The sequence below is a fragment of the Pseudomonas sp. AP3_22 TE3818 genome, assembly GCF_053628995.1.
On sequence record NZ_JBRJHL010000001.1, the window covers coordinates 827,612 to 841,619 of the forward strand.

A 14,008-nucleotide genomic window follows, 5' to 3' on the forward strand; every position below is an offset into this window, starting at 1 on the left:
CGCATTTTTTGTCGGACGGATGGAGTGCGCCTGTGACGCTTTCGGTACAGCTGGCGTGACACTTTGTATCGCTTCTGGCACAGCCTGTGACCGGGTAGTCTTGCAGGCATTGCAATGCAGGCCCGGCTGGAGGATGCTCGGGCAATCATAAGGACTGACGCTGCGGCAGCTCCTACAGGGAGCGTGTAAACCTTTCGGGGGGAGAATAATAAGAAATGCACGACAACCATTTGAGTCGCCATGCCCAGCAGGTTCTGACCGTCACTCAGGGCAAGGCCCACCTGCATGGCCCTGGCAGCGATCCGTCCATTGCCCGCTCCTGGCTGCGCTGCCTTGAGGACTATCACCTCGACCCGGCCCTGAGCATCGCACCGACGGTGCTGGAACACGGTCGTGTCCTCGAAAGCCGCGAACGCTTGCAGCAAGTGCTGCACATCGCTGGCAATGAAATGACCAGCCTGCACCAGCAACTCTCCGGTGCCGGCCATGCAGTGCTGCTGACCGACGCTCGCGGCGTGATCCTCAATTGCGTCACCGCGCCTGCCGAACGACAGATTTTCGAGCGTGCCGGGCTCTGGCTCGGTGCCGACTGGAGCGAGGCCTGCGAAGGCACAAACGGCATCGGCACCTGCCTGGTGGAGCGTCAGTCGCTGACCATCCATCAGGACGAACACTTTCGTGGCCGCCACACCGGCCTGACCTGCTCGGCGAGCCCGGTCTTCGATCCCCATGGCGAATTGCTGGCGGTGCTCGACGTGTCGTCGGCGCGGCGCGACGTGTCGCGGCAAAGTCAGTTCCATACCATGGCGCTGGTCAATCTGTCGGCGAAGATGATCGAGAGCTGCTACTTCCTGCGCTGCTTCGACAACCAATGGCTGCTGCGTTTTCACTTGCAGGCCGAGTCCGTCGGTTTGTTCAGTGAAGGGTTGCTGGCGTTCGACGGAGAAGGGCGCATCTGCGCGGTCAATCAGAGTGCGCTGAACCTGCTGGGACACATTCGCGGCGGATTGCTGGGTAAACCGGTGGAAGCGTTTTTCGATTGCTCGCTCGATGAGTTGCTGGGGCGGGCGAGTATCAATGCCGCAGCCAGTTGGCCATTGCGTACCCGTGATGGTCGCAGGTTGTTCGCGGTATTGCGCGGCGAGGCGCGGCGGTCGCTGCCGACTCCGATGGAGCCTGCTCCCAAGGCTGTACCGGCACCGCGCCTGTCGGGAATTTGCCTGGATGATGTGACCTTGCAGGCGGACTTTCGCAAGGCCTTGCGCGTGTACGAGCGCGACGTGCCGCTGCTGATCAACGGCGAAACCGGGTCCGGCAAGGAGGCCTTCGCCAAAGCGGTGCACCACGCCAGCCAGCGGGCGGAAAAAGCCTTCGTCGCCCTCAATTGTGCGGCCATTCCCGAGAGCCTGATCGAAAGCGAGCTGTTCGGTTACCGTGGCGGCAGCTTCACCGGCGCACGCAAGGAAGGCATGCGTGGCAAGTTGCAACAGGCCGACGGTGGGACCTTGTTCCTCGATGAAATCGGTGACATGCCACTGGCCCTGCAGACGCGATTGCTGAGGGTGCTGGAGGACCGGCAGGTGGTGCCGATCGGTGGCGAGCCGGAAGCGGTAAACGTGCGGATCATCAGCGCCACCCACCGTAATTTGCTGGATCGCGTGCAGGACGGCAGCTTCCGCGAGGATTTGTATTACCGCCTCAACGGGCTGGAAGTCGCGCTGCCGGCTTTGCGCGATCGCAGTGATAAATCGCAGTTGCTCGACTTTTTACTGGCCGAAGAGGCGCACGGAGAAGCGGTGTTGATTGACGGGGCTGCACGCGAGGCTTTGTTGGGATTTGCCTGGCCAGGCAACGTACGCCAGCTGCGAAATGTGCTGCGTACGCTGGCAGCCCTGTGTGAGGACGGACGGATCGGTCTGGAAGATTTGCCGGCCATGATTCGTTCGGCCAGGCCGGCGATGGCGCAGGCTGTCGAGGTACCATCGGAGCATCCGCTGGAGGATGCCGAGCGGCTGGCGTTACTCAGTGCGCTGGAGCAGACGCGCTGGCATATGACGCATACGGCGGAGCAGTTGGGGGTCAGTCGAAATACCCTCTACCGGAAGCTGCGTAAACACGGTATCGCCCGGTAAGCCGTGTCGCGGCCATTCGCGAGCAAGCCCGCTCCCACATTTGCCCGGAGGTGTTCACAAATTTGTGTTCACTATAAAACCAATGTGGGAGCGGGCTTGCTCCGGGCGGCGTCCTCAACTCTGAAACATCAGGTGCGATTTTCCCCTCCCTAAGCTAACCTGCGACCAAGTTTTACGAGGTCGACTATGCACATTCATATTCTTGGTATCTGCGGCACTTTCATGGGGTCAATGGCGGTTCTGGCCAAAGAACTGGGCCATCACGTGACGGGCTCCGATGCCAACGTCTATCCGCCGATGAGCACTCAGCTGCAAGCCCAGGGCATCGAGCTGACACAAGGCTATGACCCGGCGCAACTCGATCCGGCCCCTGATCTGGTGGTGATCGGCAACGCCATGTCCCGGGGCAACCCGGCGGTGGAGTACGTGCTGAACAAAGGCCTGCCGTACGTGTCCGGCCCGCAATGGCTGGCGGATCACGTGCTGCAGGGTCGTTGGGTGCTGGCCGTTGCCGGTACGCACGGCAAGACCACCACCAGCAGCATGCTGGCCTGGGTGCTGGAGCATGCAGGCATGGCCCCGGGCTTCCTGATCGGCGGCGTACCGCAAAACTTCTCGGTGTCGGCGCGCCTGGGTGATACACCCTTCTTCGTCATCGAAGCCGACGAGTACGACAGTGCGTTCTTCGACAAGCGCTCCAAGTTCGTACATTACCGCCCGCGCACGGCAATCCTGAACAACCTTGAGTTCGATCACGCGGACATCTTCCCGGATCTGCCGGCCATCGAGCGGCAGTTCCATCACCTGGTGCGGACCATCCCCAGCGAAGGTCTTGTGATTCATCCGACCACTGAGCCAGCCTTGCAGCGAGTCATTGAAATGGGTTGCTGGACCCCGGTGCAAACTACCGGTGCCGGTGGTCAGTGGCAGGTCAAACTGCTCAGTGAAGATGGTTCGAAGTTCGAAGTGATGTTCGAAGGCATCGCCCAGGGTGTGGTCGAATGGGACATGACCGGCCAGCACAACGTCGCCAATGCATTGGCCACCTTGGCCGCTGCACGCCACGTCGGCGTGGTGCCGTCCATGGGCATTGCCGCATTGAGCGCATTCAAGAGTGTGAAACGCCGGATGGAGAAAGTCGCGGAAGTCCGTGGCATCACCATTTATGACGACTTCGCTCACCACCCGACCGCCATCGCCACTACGCTGGATGGCCTGCGCAAACGCATAGGTGATGCACCGTTGATCGCGATCATCGAGCCACGTTCCAACTCCATGAAACTTGGCGCGCACCGTGACGGATTGCCGGAAAGCGTGGTCGATGCCGATCAGGTGATCTGGTACGCACCCGCCAACCTCGGCTGGGACCTGGCGGGCACCGCGGCACTGTGCACGGTGCCGTCGATTGTCAGCGATTCCCTTGAGGGCATCATCGATCGTGTGAAGAGCCAGGCCCAACCCGGCACCCACGTGGTCATCATGAGCAACGGCGGCTTTGGCGGCCTTCACGGCAAGTTGGCTGAGGCACTCAAATGAACAACGGCCCGGAGCGCATCACCCTGGCGATGACCGGCGCTTCAGGCGCTCAGTACGGTTTACGTCTGCTCGACTGCCTGGTGCGGGAAGATCGTGAAGTGCACTTCCTGATTTCCAGGGCCGCGCAGTTGGTGATGGCGACCGAAACTGACGTCACGCTGCCGTCCAAACCGCAGATGATGCAGGCGTTTCTCACCGAATACACGGGGGCCGCCGCCGGGCAGATTCGGGTGTACGGCAGGGAGGACTGGATGTCGCCGGTGGCCTCGGGTTCCGGCGCGCCAGCGGCGATGGTGGTGGTGCCGTGCTCCACTGGCACGTTGTCGGCGATCGCTAGCGGTGCTTGCAACAACCTGATCGAGCGTGCCGCCGATGTGACGCTCAAAGAGCGTCGCCAACTGATTCTTGTGCCTCGCGAGGCGCCGTATTCGAGCATTCACCTGGAGCACATGCTCAAGTTGTCGAACATGGGCGTGACAATCCTGCCGGCATCACCGGGCTTTTATCATCAGCCACAAACCATCGACGACCTGATCGATTTCGTCGTGGCACGGATCCTTAACCTGCTGAATATTCCTCAGGACATGCTGCCGCGTTGGGGCGAGCATCATCTGACCAGCGATGAATAAGCTGCTGGTGATGGTGCTGGCGCTGCAATTGGCTGGGTGCGCCACGGTGCGCACCCTCGATGCGGCCAAGCCGGGGGCGCCGGTGGTGTACGCCGGGACGCGGCTGGATTTGTATGCGATGAATGGCGGTTGTTGCGCGATGGACCGTTTCGGCGCGCAAGCGCCGAGCTATCCGGGCGTTGATCTGCCGGCCAGTGCGTTGCTCGACACACTGCTGTTGCCGTTGTCGGTGTTGACGGTGATCGGGGTGAGTTTTCAGGCAACGGGTGGGTTGTAGGTGTAGCGCGCTTTTGTGGCGAGGGAGCTTGCCCTCGTTGGGCTGCGGAGCAGCCCCAAAACCGGCCATCTCCATTTTTCTGATACACCGCGAGTTCCATATTTACGACTGCTACGCAGTCGAACGGGGGCAAGCCCCCTCGCCACACGTCCGCGGATTATTTTCCGAGTTTGCGCAACTCATCCGACTCGACAATCCGCACGCCATCCTGTTCTTCGAGCGCAAGACGCCACATGGCGCGGGCCAGTTGGCAGGCTTCGATGCCGTGGTATTTACCGGGGATCAGGCGTGAAAAGGGGCCGGCGACTTTCTCGGCCAGGCGCGGCTCAACGCGATCACCCAGTAACAGCGAAGGACGGCAAATAGTCAGCTGCGGCCAGTCCTGCGCGCGCAATGCGTACTCCATTTCGCCTTTGACCCGGTTGTAGAAGATCGAGGATCGGCGATCGGCTCCCAGGGCACTGATCACGATCAGGTGCCGTGCGCCCATCTCCCGTGCACGTTTGGCGAATGCCACCACCATGTCCAGGTCCACTGCGCGAAACGCCTGCTCCGAGCCTGCCTGCTTGATCGTGGTGCCCAGGCAGCAATAGGCGATATCGACCCGCCCGTTCAGTTGTGGCAAGAACGCCGTCGGGTCGCCGACCGGGTTTTCCAGGTGCGGGTGTTTGGCCAGTGGCCGGCGCGAGGGGGCCAATACCCGGGTGATCGTTGGCTCGCTGAGCAAGCGATCGAGCAGGTGTTCACCCGTCAAACCGGTGGCTCCGGCGAGCAGCACATGCTGAGGCGTCAAGTACATAGTGTTTCTCCCTTGATACTGTTCAGCTTAGTTGCTGTTTGCATCCTTGCTTTGCATGGATGCACTTTGCAACGCTTTTCGTGCCTGTTGTTTGCGCAATAGTTGCCAATGCGAGAGGACGGTTTTCGGTGCCCAGATCTGTGGTTCGGATGCTTCGAAGCCGTCCGCCAGCTCACGCTCGGCGACGGTGGCCTTGGCCCGTTTGAAGGCTTGTTCCAGATCATCGGTCTGGTTCAGGGCCTGGACGAACAGGGCATCGCCGAAGTAGGTGAAGTTGGCTTCCTCCGAGCAGCCGAAGGAGACTCGGTCGGCCCGCGAGGCCGTCATGATCAGGGTCCGTTCATCCTTGAGAGCGGGGATGAAACCGCCGGAGTAGCAGGACGAAATCACGATGACCTTGTCGCGGTTTTTCAGCGGGGCGAGAACAGCGGCCAATTCGTCGGCTGGCAGATCGGCCAGCTCCATGCGCGGCTGGTCCAGTACCAGCTCGTGTTCGCTGGTGCCATGGCTGGTCAGGTAGATGAAAATCAGGTCTTCCGGACCGCTGCGTTCGGCCAGCGCCAGGGCCGCGCGACGCAGGTTCTCCCGGGTAGCCATCGGGCGGTCGGCGAGGTGGTCACGATGGTTCACCAGGCGGATCTGGCCGAAGGCGCCGAAACGGGTGGAGAGCATATTGGCGACGTAGTCGGACTCGCGCAGAAACACGCTTTGCTTGCCATCACCGCCCAGGGTCAACGAATACAGCTCCACGGCCGGGGTGGAGGGCGGAATGTTGGCCAGCGCAGCGTCGAGCAAGCGCCCCTGTGCCAGCAGACCGAGTTCGAGTGTGTCAGGCAGCAGTTTGCCCTCGGCGTCGCGCACGCGCTGGCCATTGATCCAGGTGCCGCTGAGCACGGTGCCATCGGTCAGCACCAAGGTGCCACGCCCCTGGTAACTGTCGTTGTCGAACTGGCCGGTGTAAAAGCTACCGTCGGCGAGGTTCAGGCGGCCCTGGCCGGAAAAGCGCCAGTCGTTGAAGTGGCCGATGTAGTGGCTGCCGTCAGTACCGATCAACTCGCCCTTGCCGTTCAGCGAACCTTCCTTGAACTGGCCCAGCCACACATCGCCGTCGGCGTTTTCGTAGCGGCCTTTGCCGTGCAGTTGATTGTTCTTGAAGCTGCCGACATAGATGTCGCCATCGGCGCTGTTGAACGTGCCATTGCCTTCCAGCTGGCCGTCGACAAAGTGCCCGGTGAACTGATTGCCGTTGCCGTCACCGCGCTGGCCTTCGCCGTTGGGTTTACCGTGGGCGAACTGGCCCTGATAGGAGCTGCCGTCTTCGAGTTCGAGACGACCCAGGCCGGCGTATTGATCGGCCTTGAACTCACCGCGGTAACTCATGCCGTTTTCTTTGAGCGTGCCTTCGCCGTCACGGCGTCCAGCCTTGAATCCGCCGCTGTAGCTGTTGGCGTTGGTGGTCAGTGCTCCCTGGCCGTCGAACAGTCCCTGATTGAACTGCCCACGATAGACTTCGCCATTGCTGCCATGCCATTCGCCCTGGCCCTGCCACTGGCCTTTGTCGAATTCGCCGGCGTACCAGCTGCCGTTCGGGTAGTCGATGCGACCCTTGCCTTGCAGCAAGCCATTGACCAGGTCACCGCGATAGCGTCCGCCGTCCGGCAGGCGTGCGTCGGGGGGCAAAGGCGATTCGCCGTCGCCGCAAGCGGTGAGCATCAGGGTCAAGGCAAGGAGTGCAAGTGGGCGCATAGCGGATTCCGGGCAATTAGGCGAGGGAGTATGCCGCAGCCATGTGTCCTTATATAGGGCGAGGTACCGCAAGAGGGCGCGAAACAGCAGGAGCTGCTTCGCATCCCGGAAGGTTTACACGAAGCACAGGGACAGGGGTTCGGCGATATACGCCGGCTTGTCCGAACCTTCGATTTCCAGGGTGGTGGTGGCCTTGAGCAGCCATTGGCCGGGTTTCTTCTCGATGACCTCGGTCAGGTCGACCTTCAGCCGCACCCGCGAATTAACCTTGACCGGCTGGATGAAGCGCACGCTGTCGAGGCCGTAGTTGACCACCATCTTCAAGCCTTCGGGCATGACGAGGATGTCTTCCATCAATTTCGGAATCAGCGACAACGACAGAAAGCCGTGAGCGATAGTGCTGCCAAATGGCGTTTGCGCGGCCTTGACCGGGTCGACGTGGATGAACTGAAAATCCCCTGTGGCTTCGGCGAACAGGTTGATACGGTCCTGATCGATGGTGAGCCATTCGGAACGTCCAAGTTCCTTGCCGACATAATCTTTGAGCTCTGCAACTGGAACATAGGGCATTGAGACTCTCCTTGGGTTCATCGGTTTTATAGTTTTGAGTTGGGGGGATTTGACCTCCCGGCTTACCACTTTAGATCAACATGGCTGAACGCTGCGGTCAACTGGCCATGCTTTTGGCGAATGCCGGTCCATAGCGCGAGCATGCTTATAATGCCAAGCCAATGCGAGTGACGGATTTTGCGGGAGATCTTTGATGTTGTTACGGGGCCTGACGTGGCTGGTGCTGTTCCAATTGCTCGGCACGGCGATCAATCATTTGTTTTTGCCTGTGCTGCCGGGGCCGATTGTGGGGTTGCTGCTGTTGCTGGTGTACCTCATCTGCCGCGGACAGGTCGGCGAGCCACTGAACCTGGCGGCCGGCAGCCTGCTGCGCTACCTGCCGCTGTTGCTGGTGCCGCCGGCCGTGGGCGTGATGGTGTATGCCGCTGACATCGCGGCGGACTTCTGGGCCATCGTCGGTGCGCTGGTGTTGTCGCTGTTGCTTTCGATGGCCTTCGCCGGGGTGCTGATGCAGCGCATGGTCAAGCGTCACGCTCACTCCGAGGACAACCAATGATCTTCGACTGGCACGGCGCCTGGGCCTCGGTGATTCACCATCCATTATTCGGCATCGGTATCACCCTCGGTGCCTATCAACTCGTCCTTGCGGCATTCGAGAAAACCCGCTGGATCTTTTTGCAGCCGGTGCTGGTCTCCATGTTGCTGGTGATCGGTGTGCTGGTGGGTTGCGGCCTGACTTACGCCGAGTACCGCAAGAGCACCGAGATCCTGAGCATCCTGCTCGGTCCGGCCACTGTTGCGCTGGCGGTGCCGCTTTATCTCAACCTGCGACGGATTCGGCAGTTGTTCTGGCCGATATTTACTACGCTGGTGATAGGCGGGGTGGTGGCCACGGGGATGGGCGTGTTGTTGGGCTGGTGGTTCGGTGCCGAGCACATGATCCTGATGACCATGGCGCCGAAGTCGGTGACGTCGCCGATTGCGATGCTGGTGGCCGAACAGATCGGTGGGGTCGCGGCGCTGGCAGCGGTGTTCGTCCTGATTACCGGTGTGATCGGGGCGATTTTCGGCCCGGCCCTGTTGACTCGCCTCGGTGTGCACAGCCCGGAAGCCAGGGGTATGGCACTGGGCATGACGGCCCACGCGGTCGGCACGTCGGTGGCGTTGCAGGAAAGTGAAGAGTGCGGCGCCTTCGCGGCGCTGGCGATGAGCCTGATGGGTGTGGCCACGGCGGTTTTCCTGCCGCTGGCGGTGTCGATGGTGGTGTAAGGAAATGTCTATGAGTCTGCCGCTTTTTCCGTTGAACACAGTGCTGTTCCCAGGTTGCATCCTCGACTTGCAGATCTTCGAAGCGCGCTATCTGGACATGATCGGCCGCTGCATGAAGCAGGGTGGCGGGTTCGGCGTGGTGTGCATCCTCGATGGCGAAGAAGTCGGAATCGCCCCGGCCGGCTACGCGCTGGTGGGCTGTGAAGCGCTGATCACCGACTTCAAACAGCAGGACAACGGACTGCTGGGGATTCGGGTTCAGGGCGGGCGGCGTTTCCATGTATTACGAACGGAAGTCCAGCGCGATCAGTTGACCGTCGCCGAGGTCGAGTGGCTGGAAGACGAGCCGGAGCAACCGTTGCAGGACGAGGATGCCGATCTGGTGGCATTGCTCAAGGCGTTGGCTGAACACCCGATGGTCGAAGCCTTGAACATGGGCACCGAAGCGACCGGGCAACAGTCACTGGCCAATCAGTTGGCCTATCTGCTGCCTTTCGCCGAACTGGACAAGATCGACCTGTTGCAACTTGATGATCCGCAACAACGACTGGATGCGATTCAGGCGTTGCTGGATGAATTGCAAGGCGAGTTGTTTGCCTGATTAGCCATTGCAAGCCGTCGAATGTTGGGTTGAGTGTTGTTTGGTTTTATCTTCAAAGCATTAGTTTGTTGTTTTGGTGGTGGTCTGTTTGTTTGGCGGGTCTTTGTATTGATTTCTAATAAGTTGGATGGGTGGATTGTGTTGATCGGTTAAGTTGAGGTGTTTATATTTGCTCCGCCTGCATGAGGTAGGTATTGCATATATAAGGGATTATTTGATGAAAGATTTAACTGGCGATGAGCGTGCGCTGTGGGCTTTGTGCTTTTCCCGGATCATGGTCCGGTATGTTCGCGTAAGCGATCCGCAGGTCGAAATTGAGTTTGCTGCAGACTCGGCGGTGAATGCAGCGAATGCATTGATCCTGGTACGGCGTCGGGGTTTGGATACCGGGCGTGATAGTTTTGAGCAGCGGCTCTGGGATGATTATGCGGGAGAGGCGATGATCAAGTTTTCTACGGAAGTTCGTTGGAAGCTTGAAGATTATGTCGCCGTCGCTGAAAAAGTTGCAAGGCAAGCCGATACGGCCATTGTGAAGTATCGTGGTGTTGAAGAAGAGAAATTGCCAAGTTTCCCGTTCGGTAACTAAGGCTTATATAATCTTTCAGTTCGGGCCGTTCCTTGATGTCGGGGTGATTCTTTGTTGAGCTGCTGTGATAGGAGGAGCCGCCAAGAAGTTGTTTGCCTGACATTATTGAAAAGATCGCAGCCTTTGGTCGCTTCTATAGAGTGAACACCCCACTCATGTAGTAGCGACCGAGGGCCGGGATCTTTTGCTTTATCTAGTACGCATACCGCAACATCGTATGCGGCAAATGCCGCAACACGAAGAACCCGAACAATGTCACCAGTGCTGGCAACACCAGCCACCAGACCTTGGGTGGCAAGGCATTGAGCGGTTCCTTGCGCTGTGTCAGCCACAGGCTGGCCGCACAGACACATGCCGCCAGCATCGCGCCGGCCATGACATCGGTCGGCCAATGTGCGCCGAGGTATACCCGCGACAGTGCAATAGCCATTGCTGGCAGGCACCCCACCAATAGCCAGGTCAGGCGCATCCGCGGCGGCTGTCCGCGGCCCGCCAGTACGGCGAGGGTCAGGAACAGTGCAAAAGAACCCGACGCATGGCCGCTGGGCATGCTGTAGCTGATCAGCGGATCGCTCAGCACTTCGGGGCGCACGCGGGCAAAGAACAGTTTGGTCGCGGTGTTCGCCAGTGCAGTGCAGAGCAGGGTGCTTCCGGCGAAAATAGCCGGGCGCCATTGACGCATCAGCAACAGCAAACCGGTCAGTAGCGCACTGAACAACAGCATGTTGTGGAATTCGCCGATCAGCGTGAAGACCACCGCCACCTCATCGAGCATCGGGCTGCGATGTTCCTGCACCAGGGTCATCAAACCTTGATCAAGAGCGCTCAGGTACGGATAGCCGATAAACAGCGACACCAGAAGCAGTAAGCTCATGCCGGCAATCAACGCTGTGGCCCGGCGATGCTGGCGCAGGCTGCTGGTGGCACTCAATCCCAGCATCACGGCAACGCTGGCGACAACGATTCCGGCCTGAGGCCAGAAACCTTCGGGTAGCGGCAAACGAATCGCCGCACCGGTGGCCCAGCCAGGCAACAGATAGGCTACTGACCACCCTGCACCAGCCAGCAGGCTGACGGCGATGAAACGTGGGAAGGGCATGTCACACATGCCAGCAACCATGGGCAACATCGGCCGCAATGGCCCGATAAAACGCCCGACCAGCAGGCTGGCGATGCCATAGCGCTGGAAATAGGCCTCGGCCCCGGCAATCCATTCCGGGTGGTGGCGCAATCCGGGCAGGCGCCGGATATTCTGATGAAAGTGCCGTCCAAGGAAGTACGAAACCACGTCGCCCAACACACCAGCGAGAAAACCCAGCAGCAAGGTTTCACTCAGTGGCAACGCTCCGCTGCCGGCCAGTACGGCAACGGTGAACAGTAAAACCGTGCCGGGGACGATCAGCCCGGCAATTGCCAGGCATTCCACAAAGGCCACCAGAAATATTGCTGCCGCCAGCCATTGCGGGTTGACCGTCAACCAACCGGTCACGCTATCGAGCCATTGGCCCATATAAACCACTCCATTGAATTCAATTGGCCCTTGGTGGGCAAACGCAAATTTTCGTAACGGCGCCGAACCCTGTGGGAGCGGGCTTGCCCGCGAATGGGGCCCACCGGGCGATATTATTGTCGCCTGACACACCGCCTTCGCGGGCAAGCCCGCTCCCACAGAGACTCACTTTTACTTCAAGTCCCGGCAAGTCAGGACAGCACAAAATAATCGCGACCTTCGACTTGCCCCCGACGCAACGGGTTCCGCGTGCAGTAAGGCGCGTAGGCTCCGTCGACGAAGCGGTACATCAGGTGTTCGTCGCGTCCGTGGGGGATGCCCAGGCGCGTGGTCTGGATGACGTGGGCGGGCGTCTGGCCCACATGCTCCACCAGCAGCACGTCATGGTCGAAGCGTTTCGCGTCCCACACCGGCACTTTCAGGCCCAGCGCCTTGCAGAGCAGGGTTTGTCCGGCGCAGAGCTTTTGTGACGGGCGAGGGTGACCCTGGGTATCGGGATTGTTCAACAGCATCTGTGCCAGGCTGGCCGGCCCGCTCAGTTCATCGACCCACGGATAGGCGGACTTGATCAGCACGGCGTTGCCGGGCCCCTGGGCGCTGAAATTAAGGGAATCGCCGCCTCGGGCGTAATACATATAGATGTGGCCGCCATCCAGAAACAAAGCCTTACGCTTTTCTGTGTAGCCGAGGGACGCGTGGCTGCCTTTTTCCGCACAGTAATAGGCTTCGGTCTCGATGATCCGGGCGCTGAGCCACAGGTCGCCCACTCGATGGCGAATGACTTTGCCCAGTAAGTCCCGGGCCAGAATTTGCGCGTCACGGTCGAAAAACGCGTCCGGGAGGCCCGCGGGCAGGCTCATGGCGGACGCTCGAACAGTCAGGTTGGACATGATGGCCGGCGTTTGTCAGGGCTGAATGAGTCGTGATGATAACAATTTGCAGCTTAATCCCGGCTGAACGTCGGTAAATACCCCCTCCATTTCGACCATCCGCCCGTCACCGCTGTTAGTCCCGGGACGCGACAGCTATAATCTGCCGCTTTACTCTTTACCAAGACCTTATCAAAGACCACGCCAGACCATGACTGAGTCCGTTCTTGATTACATGACCCGCCTGGGTTGCGCTGCCCGCGAAGCTTCCCGCGTGATCGGCCGTGCCAGCACCGCGCAGAAAAACCGCGCCCTGCAGGCCGCCGCCAATGCGCTGGACGCTGCCCGCGCCGAGCTGACGGCGGCCAATGAGCTGGATTTGGCCGCCGGTCGCGCCAATGGTCTGGAGCCGGCCCTCCTTGAGCGTCTGGCGCTGACCCCGGCGCGTATCGACGGCATGATCGTCGGTCTGCGCCAGGTGGCGGCCCTGCCGGACCCGGTCGGCGCGATCCGCGACATGAGCTTCCGTCCGTCCGGTATTCAGGTCGGCAAGATGCGCGTGCCACTGGGCGTGATCGGAATCATCTACGAGTCGCGGCCGAACGTGACCATCGATGCCGCCAGCCTGTGCCTGAAGTCCGGCAACGCGACCATCCTGCGTGGCGGTTCCGAGGCCATTCATTCCAATCGAGCCATTGCCGCCTGCATCCAGCGCGGCCTGGCCGAGGCCGATCTGCCCGCCGCTGTGGTGCAAGTGGTCGAAACCACGGACCGCGCTGCCGTCGGCGCGTTGATCACCATGCCTGAATACGTCGATGTCATCGTGCCCCGTGGCGGCCGAGGCCTGATCGAGCGCGTCAGCCGTGATGCCCGCGTACCGGTGATCAAGCACCTGGACGGCATCTGCCACGTTTACGTGAGTGAACACGCCGACCTGGCCAAGGCCCAGCGCATCGCGTTCAACGCCAAGACTTACCGTTATGGCATCTGCGGTGCCATGGAAACGCTGCTGGTGGATCAATCCGTCGCCAAGAATTTCCTGCCGGCGATGGCCGCCCAGTTCCGCGAAAAAGGCGTCGAGCTGCGCGGTTGCGAGCGTACCCGGGCGATCATCGATGCCGTACAGGCCACCGAGGACGACTGGAGCACCGAGTACCTGGCGCCGATTCTGTCGATCCGCGTGGTCGACGGCCTGGAGCAGGCCATCGAGCACATCAACCGTTACGGCTCTCACCATACCGATTCGATTGTCAGCGAACACCAAGGCGACACCCGGCGTTTCGTGGCTGAAGTCGACTCGTCGTCGGTGATGATCAACACCCCGACATGCTTCGCCGATGGCTTCGAATACGGATTGGGTGCCGAGATCGGCATTTCTACTGATAAGCTGCACGCCCGTGGCCCGGTGGGCCTCGAAGGACTGACCTGCGAGAAGTACATCGTGGTCGGCGACGGGCAACTGCGTGGACAGGAGCCGGTCTGAC

14 protein-coding genes are annotated in these 14,008 nt (G+C 60.4%); 9 read left to right on the top strand and 5 right to left on the bottom strand.

Features of this window, described 5'->3' with window-relative positions:
• Positions 1–215 precede the first annotated feature (215 nt).
• From AB7M25_RS03935 to AB7M25_RS03950, 4 genes are all read left to right on the top strand, one after another.
• A complete protein-coding gene (locus AB7M25_RS03935) occupies positions 216–2,132 on the top strand; it encodes a sigma-54-dependent Fis family transcriptional regulator (RefSeq protein WP_429383922.1) in 1,917 nt (638 codons plus the stop codon).
• 186 nt (positions 2,133–2,318) lie between these two features.
• Complete coding sequence (gene mpl, locus AB7M25_RS03940; protein ID WP_429560929.1) at positions 2,319–3,668, top strand: UDP-N-acetylmuramate:L-alanyl-gamma-D-glutamyl-meso-diaminopimelate ligase; 1,350 nt, start codon at positions 2,319–2,321, stop codon at positions 3,666–3,668.
• Positions 3,665–4,297 carry a flavin prenyltransferase UbiX gene (gene ubiX / locus AB7M25_RS03945; RefSeq protein ID WP_150715983.1) on the top strand — a complete coding sequence of 211 codons (633 nt, stop codon included), beginning with the start codon at positions 3,665–3,667 and terminating at the stop codon, positions 4,295–4,297. Before mpl ends, ubiX begins: the two co-directional genes overlap by 4 nt.
• Positions 4,290–4,574 (top strand): YceK/YidQ family lipoprotein, encoded by a 285-nt coding sequence (locus AB7M25_RS03950; protein WP_218480234.1) that lies wholly within the window; start codon positions 4,290–4,292, stop codon positions 4,572–4,574. Before ubiX ends, AB7M25_RS03950 begins: the two co-directional genes overlap by 8 nt.
• A gap of 157 nt (positions 4,575–4,731) precedes the next feature.
• On the opposite strand, the gene AB7M25_RS03955 is transcribed toward AB7M25_RS03950, so the two are convergent.
• The 3 genes from AB7M25_RS03955 to AB7M25_RS03965 form a co-directional block, all read right to left on the bottom strand.
• Positions 4,732–5,373: an oxidoreductase gene (locus AB7M25_RS03955; RefSeq protein WP_429383920.1), complete on the bottom strand. Its 642-nt coding sequence runs from the start codon at positions 5,371–5,373 to the stop codon at positions 4,732–4,734.
• A 27-nt stretch (positions 5,374–5,400) separates the two neighbouring features.
• Positions 5,401–7,119, bottom strand: a complete 1,719-nt coding sequence (locus AB7M25_RS03960) for a C13 family peptidase (protein WP_095965726.1) — start codon at positions 7,117–7,119, stop codon at positions 5,401–5,403.
• Positions 7,120–7,233: 114 nt separating this feature from the next.
• Complete coding sequence (locus AB7M25_RS03965) at positions 7,234–7,689, bottom strand: MaoC family dehydratase (protein WP_008001099.1); 456 nt, start codon at positions 7,687–7,689, stop codon at positions 7,234–7,236.
• Between the two features lie 193 nt (positions 7,690–7,882).
• Here AB7M25_RS03965 and AB7M25_RS03970 point away from each other — a divergent pair, with 193 nt between their 5' ends.
• The 4 genes from AB7M25_RS03970 (at position 7,883) to AB7M25_RS03985 (ending at position 10,145) form a co-directional block, all read left to right on the top strand.
• Positions 7,883–8,245 (top strand): CidA/LrgA family protein, encoded by a 363-nt coding sequence (locus AB7M25_RS03970; RefSeq protein ID WP_015096984.1) that lies wholly within the window; start codon positions 7,883–7,885, stop codon positions 8,243–8,245.
• Positions 8,242–8,958 carry an LrgB family protein gene (locus AB7M25_RS03975; RefSeq protein ID WP_007975911.1) on the top strand — a complete coding sequence of 239 codons (717 nt, stop codon included), beginning with the start codon at positions 8,242–8,244 and terminating at the stop codon, positions 8,956–8,958. Before AB7M25_RS03970 ends, AB7M25_RS03975 begins: the two co-directional genes overlap by 4 nt.
• Before the next feature lie 10 nt (positions 8,959–8,968).
• On the top strand, positions 8,969–9,559 hold the full coding sequence (locus tag AB7M25_RS03980) for an LON peptidase substrate-binding domain-containing protein (protein WP_007998442.1): 591 nt from the start codon (positions 8,969–8,971) through the stop codon (positions 9,557–9,559).
• 217 nt (positions 9,560–9,776) lie between these two features.
• Positions 9,777–10,145: a hypothetical protein gene (locus AB7M25_RS03985; protein ID WP_429383918.1), complete on the top strand. Its 369-nt coding sequence runs from the start codon at positions 9,777–9,779 to the stop codon at positions 10,143–10,145.
• Between the two features lie 193 nt (positions 10,146–10,338).
• Here the strand turns inward: AB7M25_RS03985 and AB7M25_RS03990 are convergent, their stop codons facing one another.
• Positions 10,339–11,655, bottom strand: coding sequence for a bifunctional DedA family/phosphatase PAP2 family protein (locus AB7M25_RS03990; RefSeq protein ID WP_429383917.1), 1,317 nt, complete (start codon positions 11,653–11,655; stop codon positions 10,339–10,341).
• 191 nt (positions 11,656–11,846) lie between these two features.
• On the bottom strand, positions 11,847–12,545 hold the full coding sequence (locus AB7M25_RS03995) for a DNA-3-methyladenine glycosylase (RefSeq protein WP_429518494.1): 699 nt from the start codon (positions 12,543–12,545) through the stop codon (positions 11,847–11,849).
• A 190-nt stretch (positions 12,546–12,735) separates the two neighbouring features.
• On the opposite strand from AB7M25_RS03995, the gene AB7M25_RS04000 reads away from it, so the two are divergent.
• Positions 12,736–14,007 carry a glutamate-5-semialdehyde dehydrogenase gene (locus tag AB7M25_RS04000; protein WP_429383915.1) on the top strand — a complete coding sequence of 424 codons (1,272 nt, stop codon included), beginning with the start codon at positions 12,736–12,738 and terminating at the stop codon, positions 14,005–14,007.
• Position 14,008 lies beyond the last annotated feature (1 nt).

Coding starts and splice junctions, on each gene's coding strand:
- AB7M25_RS03935 (WP_429383922.1), top strand. CDS start 216: ATGCACGACAACCATTTGAGTCGCCATGCCCAGCAGGTTCTGACCGTC.
- mpl (WP_429560929.1), top strand. CDS start 2,319: ATGCACATTCATATTCTTGGTATCTGCGGCACTTTCATGGGGTCAATG.
- ubiX (WP_150715983.1), top strand. CDS start 3,665: ATGAACAACGGCCCGGAGCGCATCACCCTGGCGATGACCGGCGCTTCA.
- AB7M25_RS03950 (WP_218480234.1), top strand. CDS start 4,290: ATGAATAAGCTGCTGGTGATGGTGCTGGCGCTGCAATTGGCTGGGTGC.
- AB7M25_RS03955 (WP_429383920.1), bottom strand. CDS start 5,373: ATGTACTTGACGCCTCAGCATGTGCTGCTCGCCGGAGCCACCGGTTTG.
- AB7M25_RS03960 (WP_095965726.1), bottom strand. CDS start 7,119: ATGCGCCCACTTGCACTCCTTGCCTTGACCCTGATGCTCACCGCTTGC.
- AB7M25_RS03965 (WP_008001099.1), bottom strand. CDS start 7,689: ATGCCCTATGTTCCAGTTGCAGAGCTCAAAGATTATGTCGGCAAGGAA.
- AB7M25_RS03970 (WP_015096984.1), top strand. CDS start 7,883: ATGTTGTTACGGGGCCTGACGTGGCTGGTGCTGTTCCAATTGCTCGGC.
- AB7M25_RS03975 (WP_007975911.1), top strand. CDS start 8,242: ATGATCTTCGACTGGCACGGCGCCTGGGCCTCGGTGATTCACCATCCA.
- AB7M25_RS03980 (WP_007998442.1), top strand. CDS start 8,969: ATGAGTCTGCCGCTTTTTCCGTTGAACACAGTGCTGTTCCCAGGTTGC.
- AB7M25_RS03985 (WP_429383918.1), top strand. CDS start 9,777: ATGAAAGATTTAACTGGCGATGAGCGTGCGCTGTGGGCTTTGTGCTTT.
- AB7M25_RS03990 (WP_429383917.1), bottom strand. CDS start 11,655: ATGGGCCAATGGCTCGATAGCGTGACCGGTTGGTTGACGGTCAACCCG.
- AB7M25_RS03995 (WP_429518494.1), bottom strand. CDS start 12,545: ATGTCCAACCTGACTGTTCGAGCGTCCGCCATGAGCCTGCCCGCGGGC.
- AB7M25_RS04000 (WP_429383915.1), top strand. CDS start 12,736: ATGACTGAGTCCGTTCTTGATTACATGACCCGCCTGGGTTGCGCTGCC.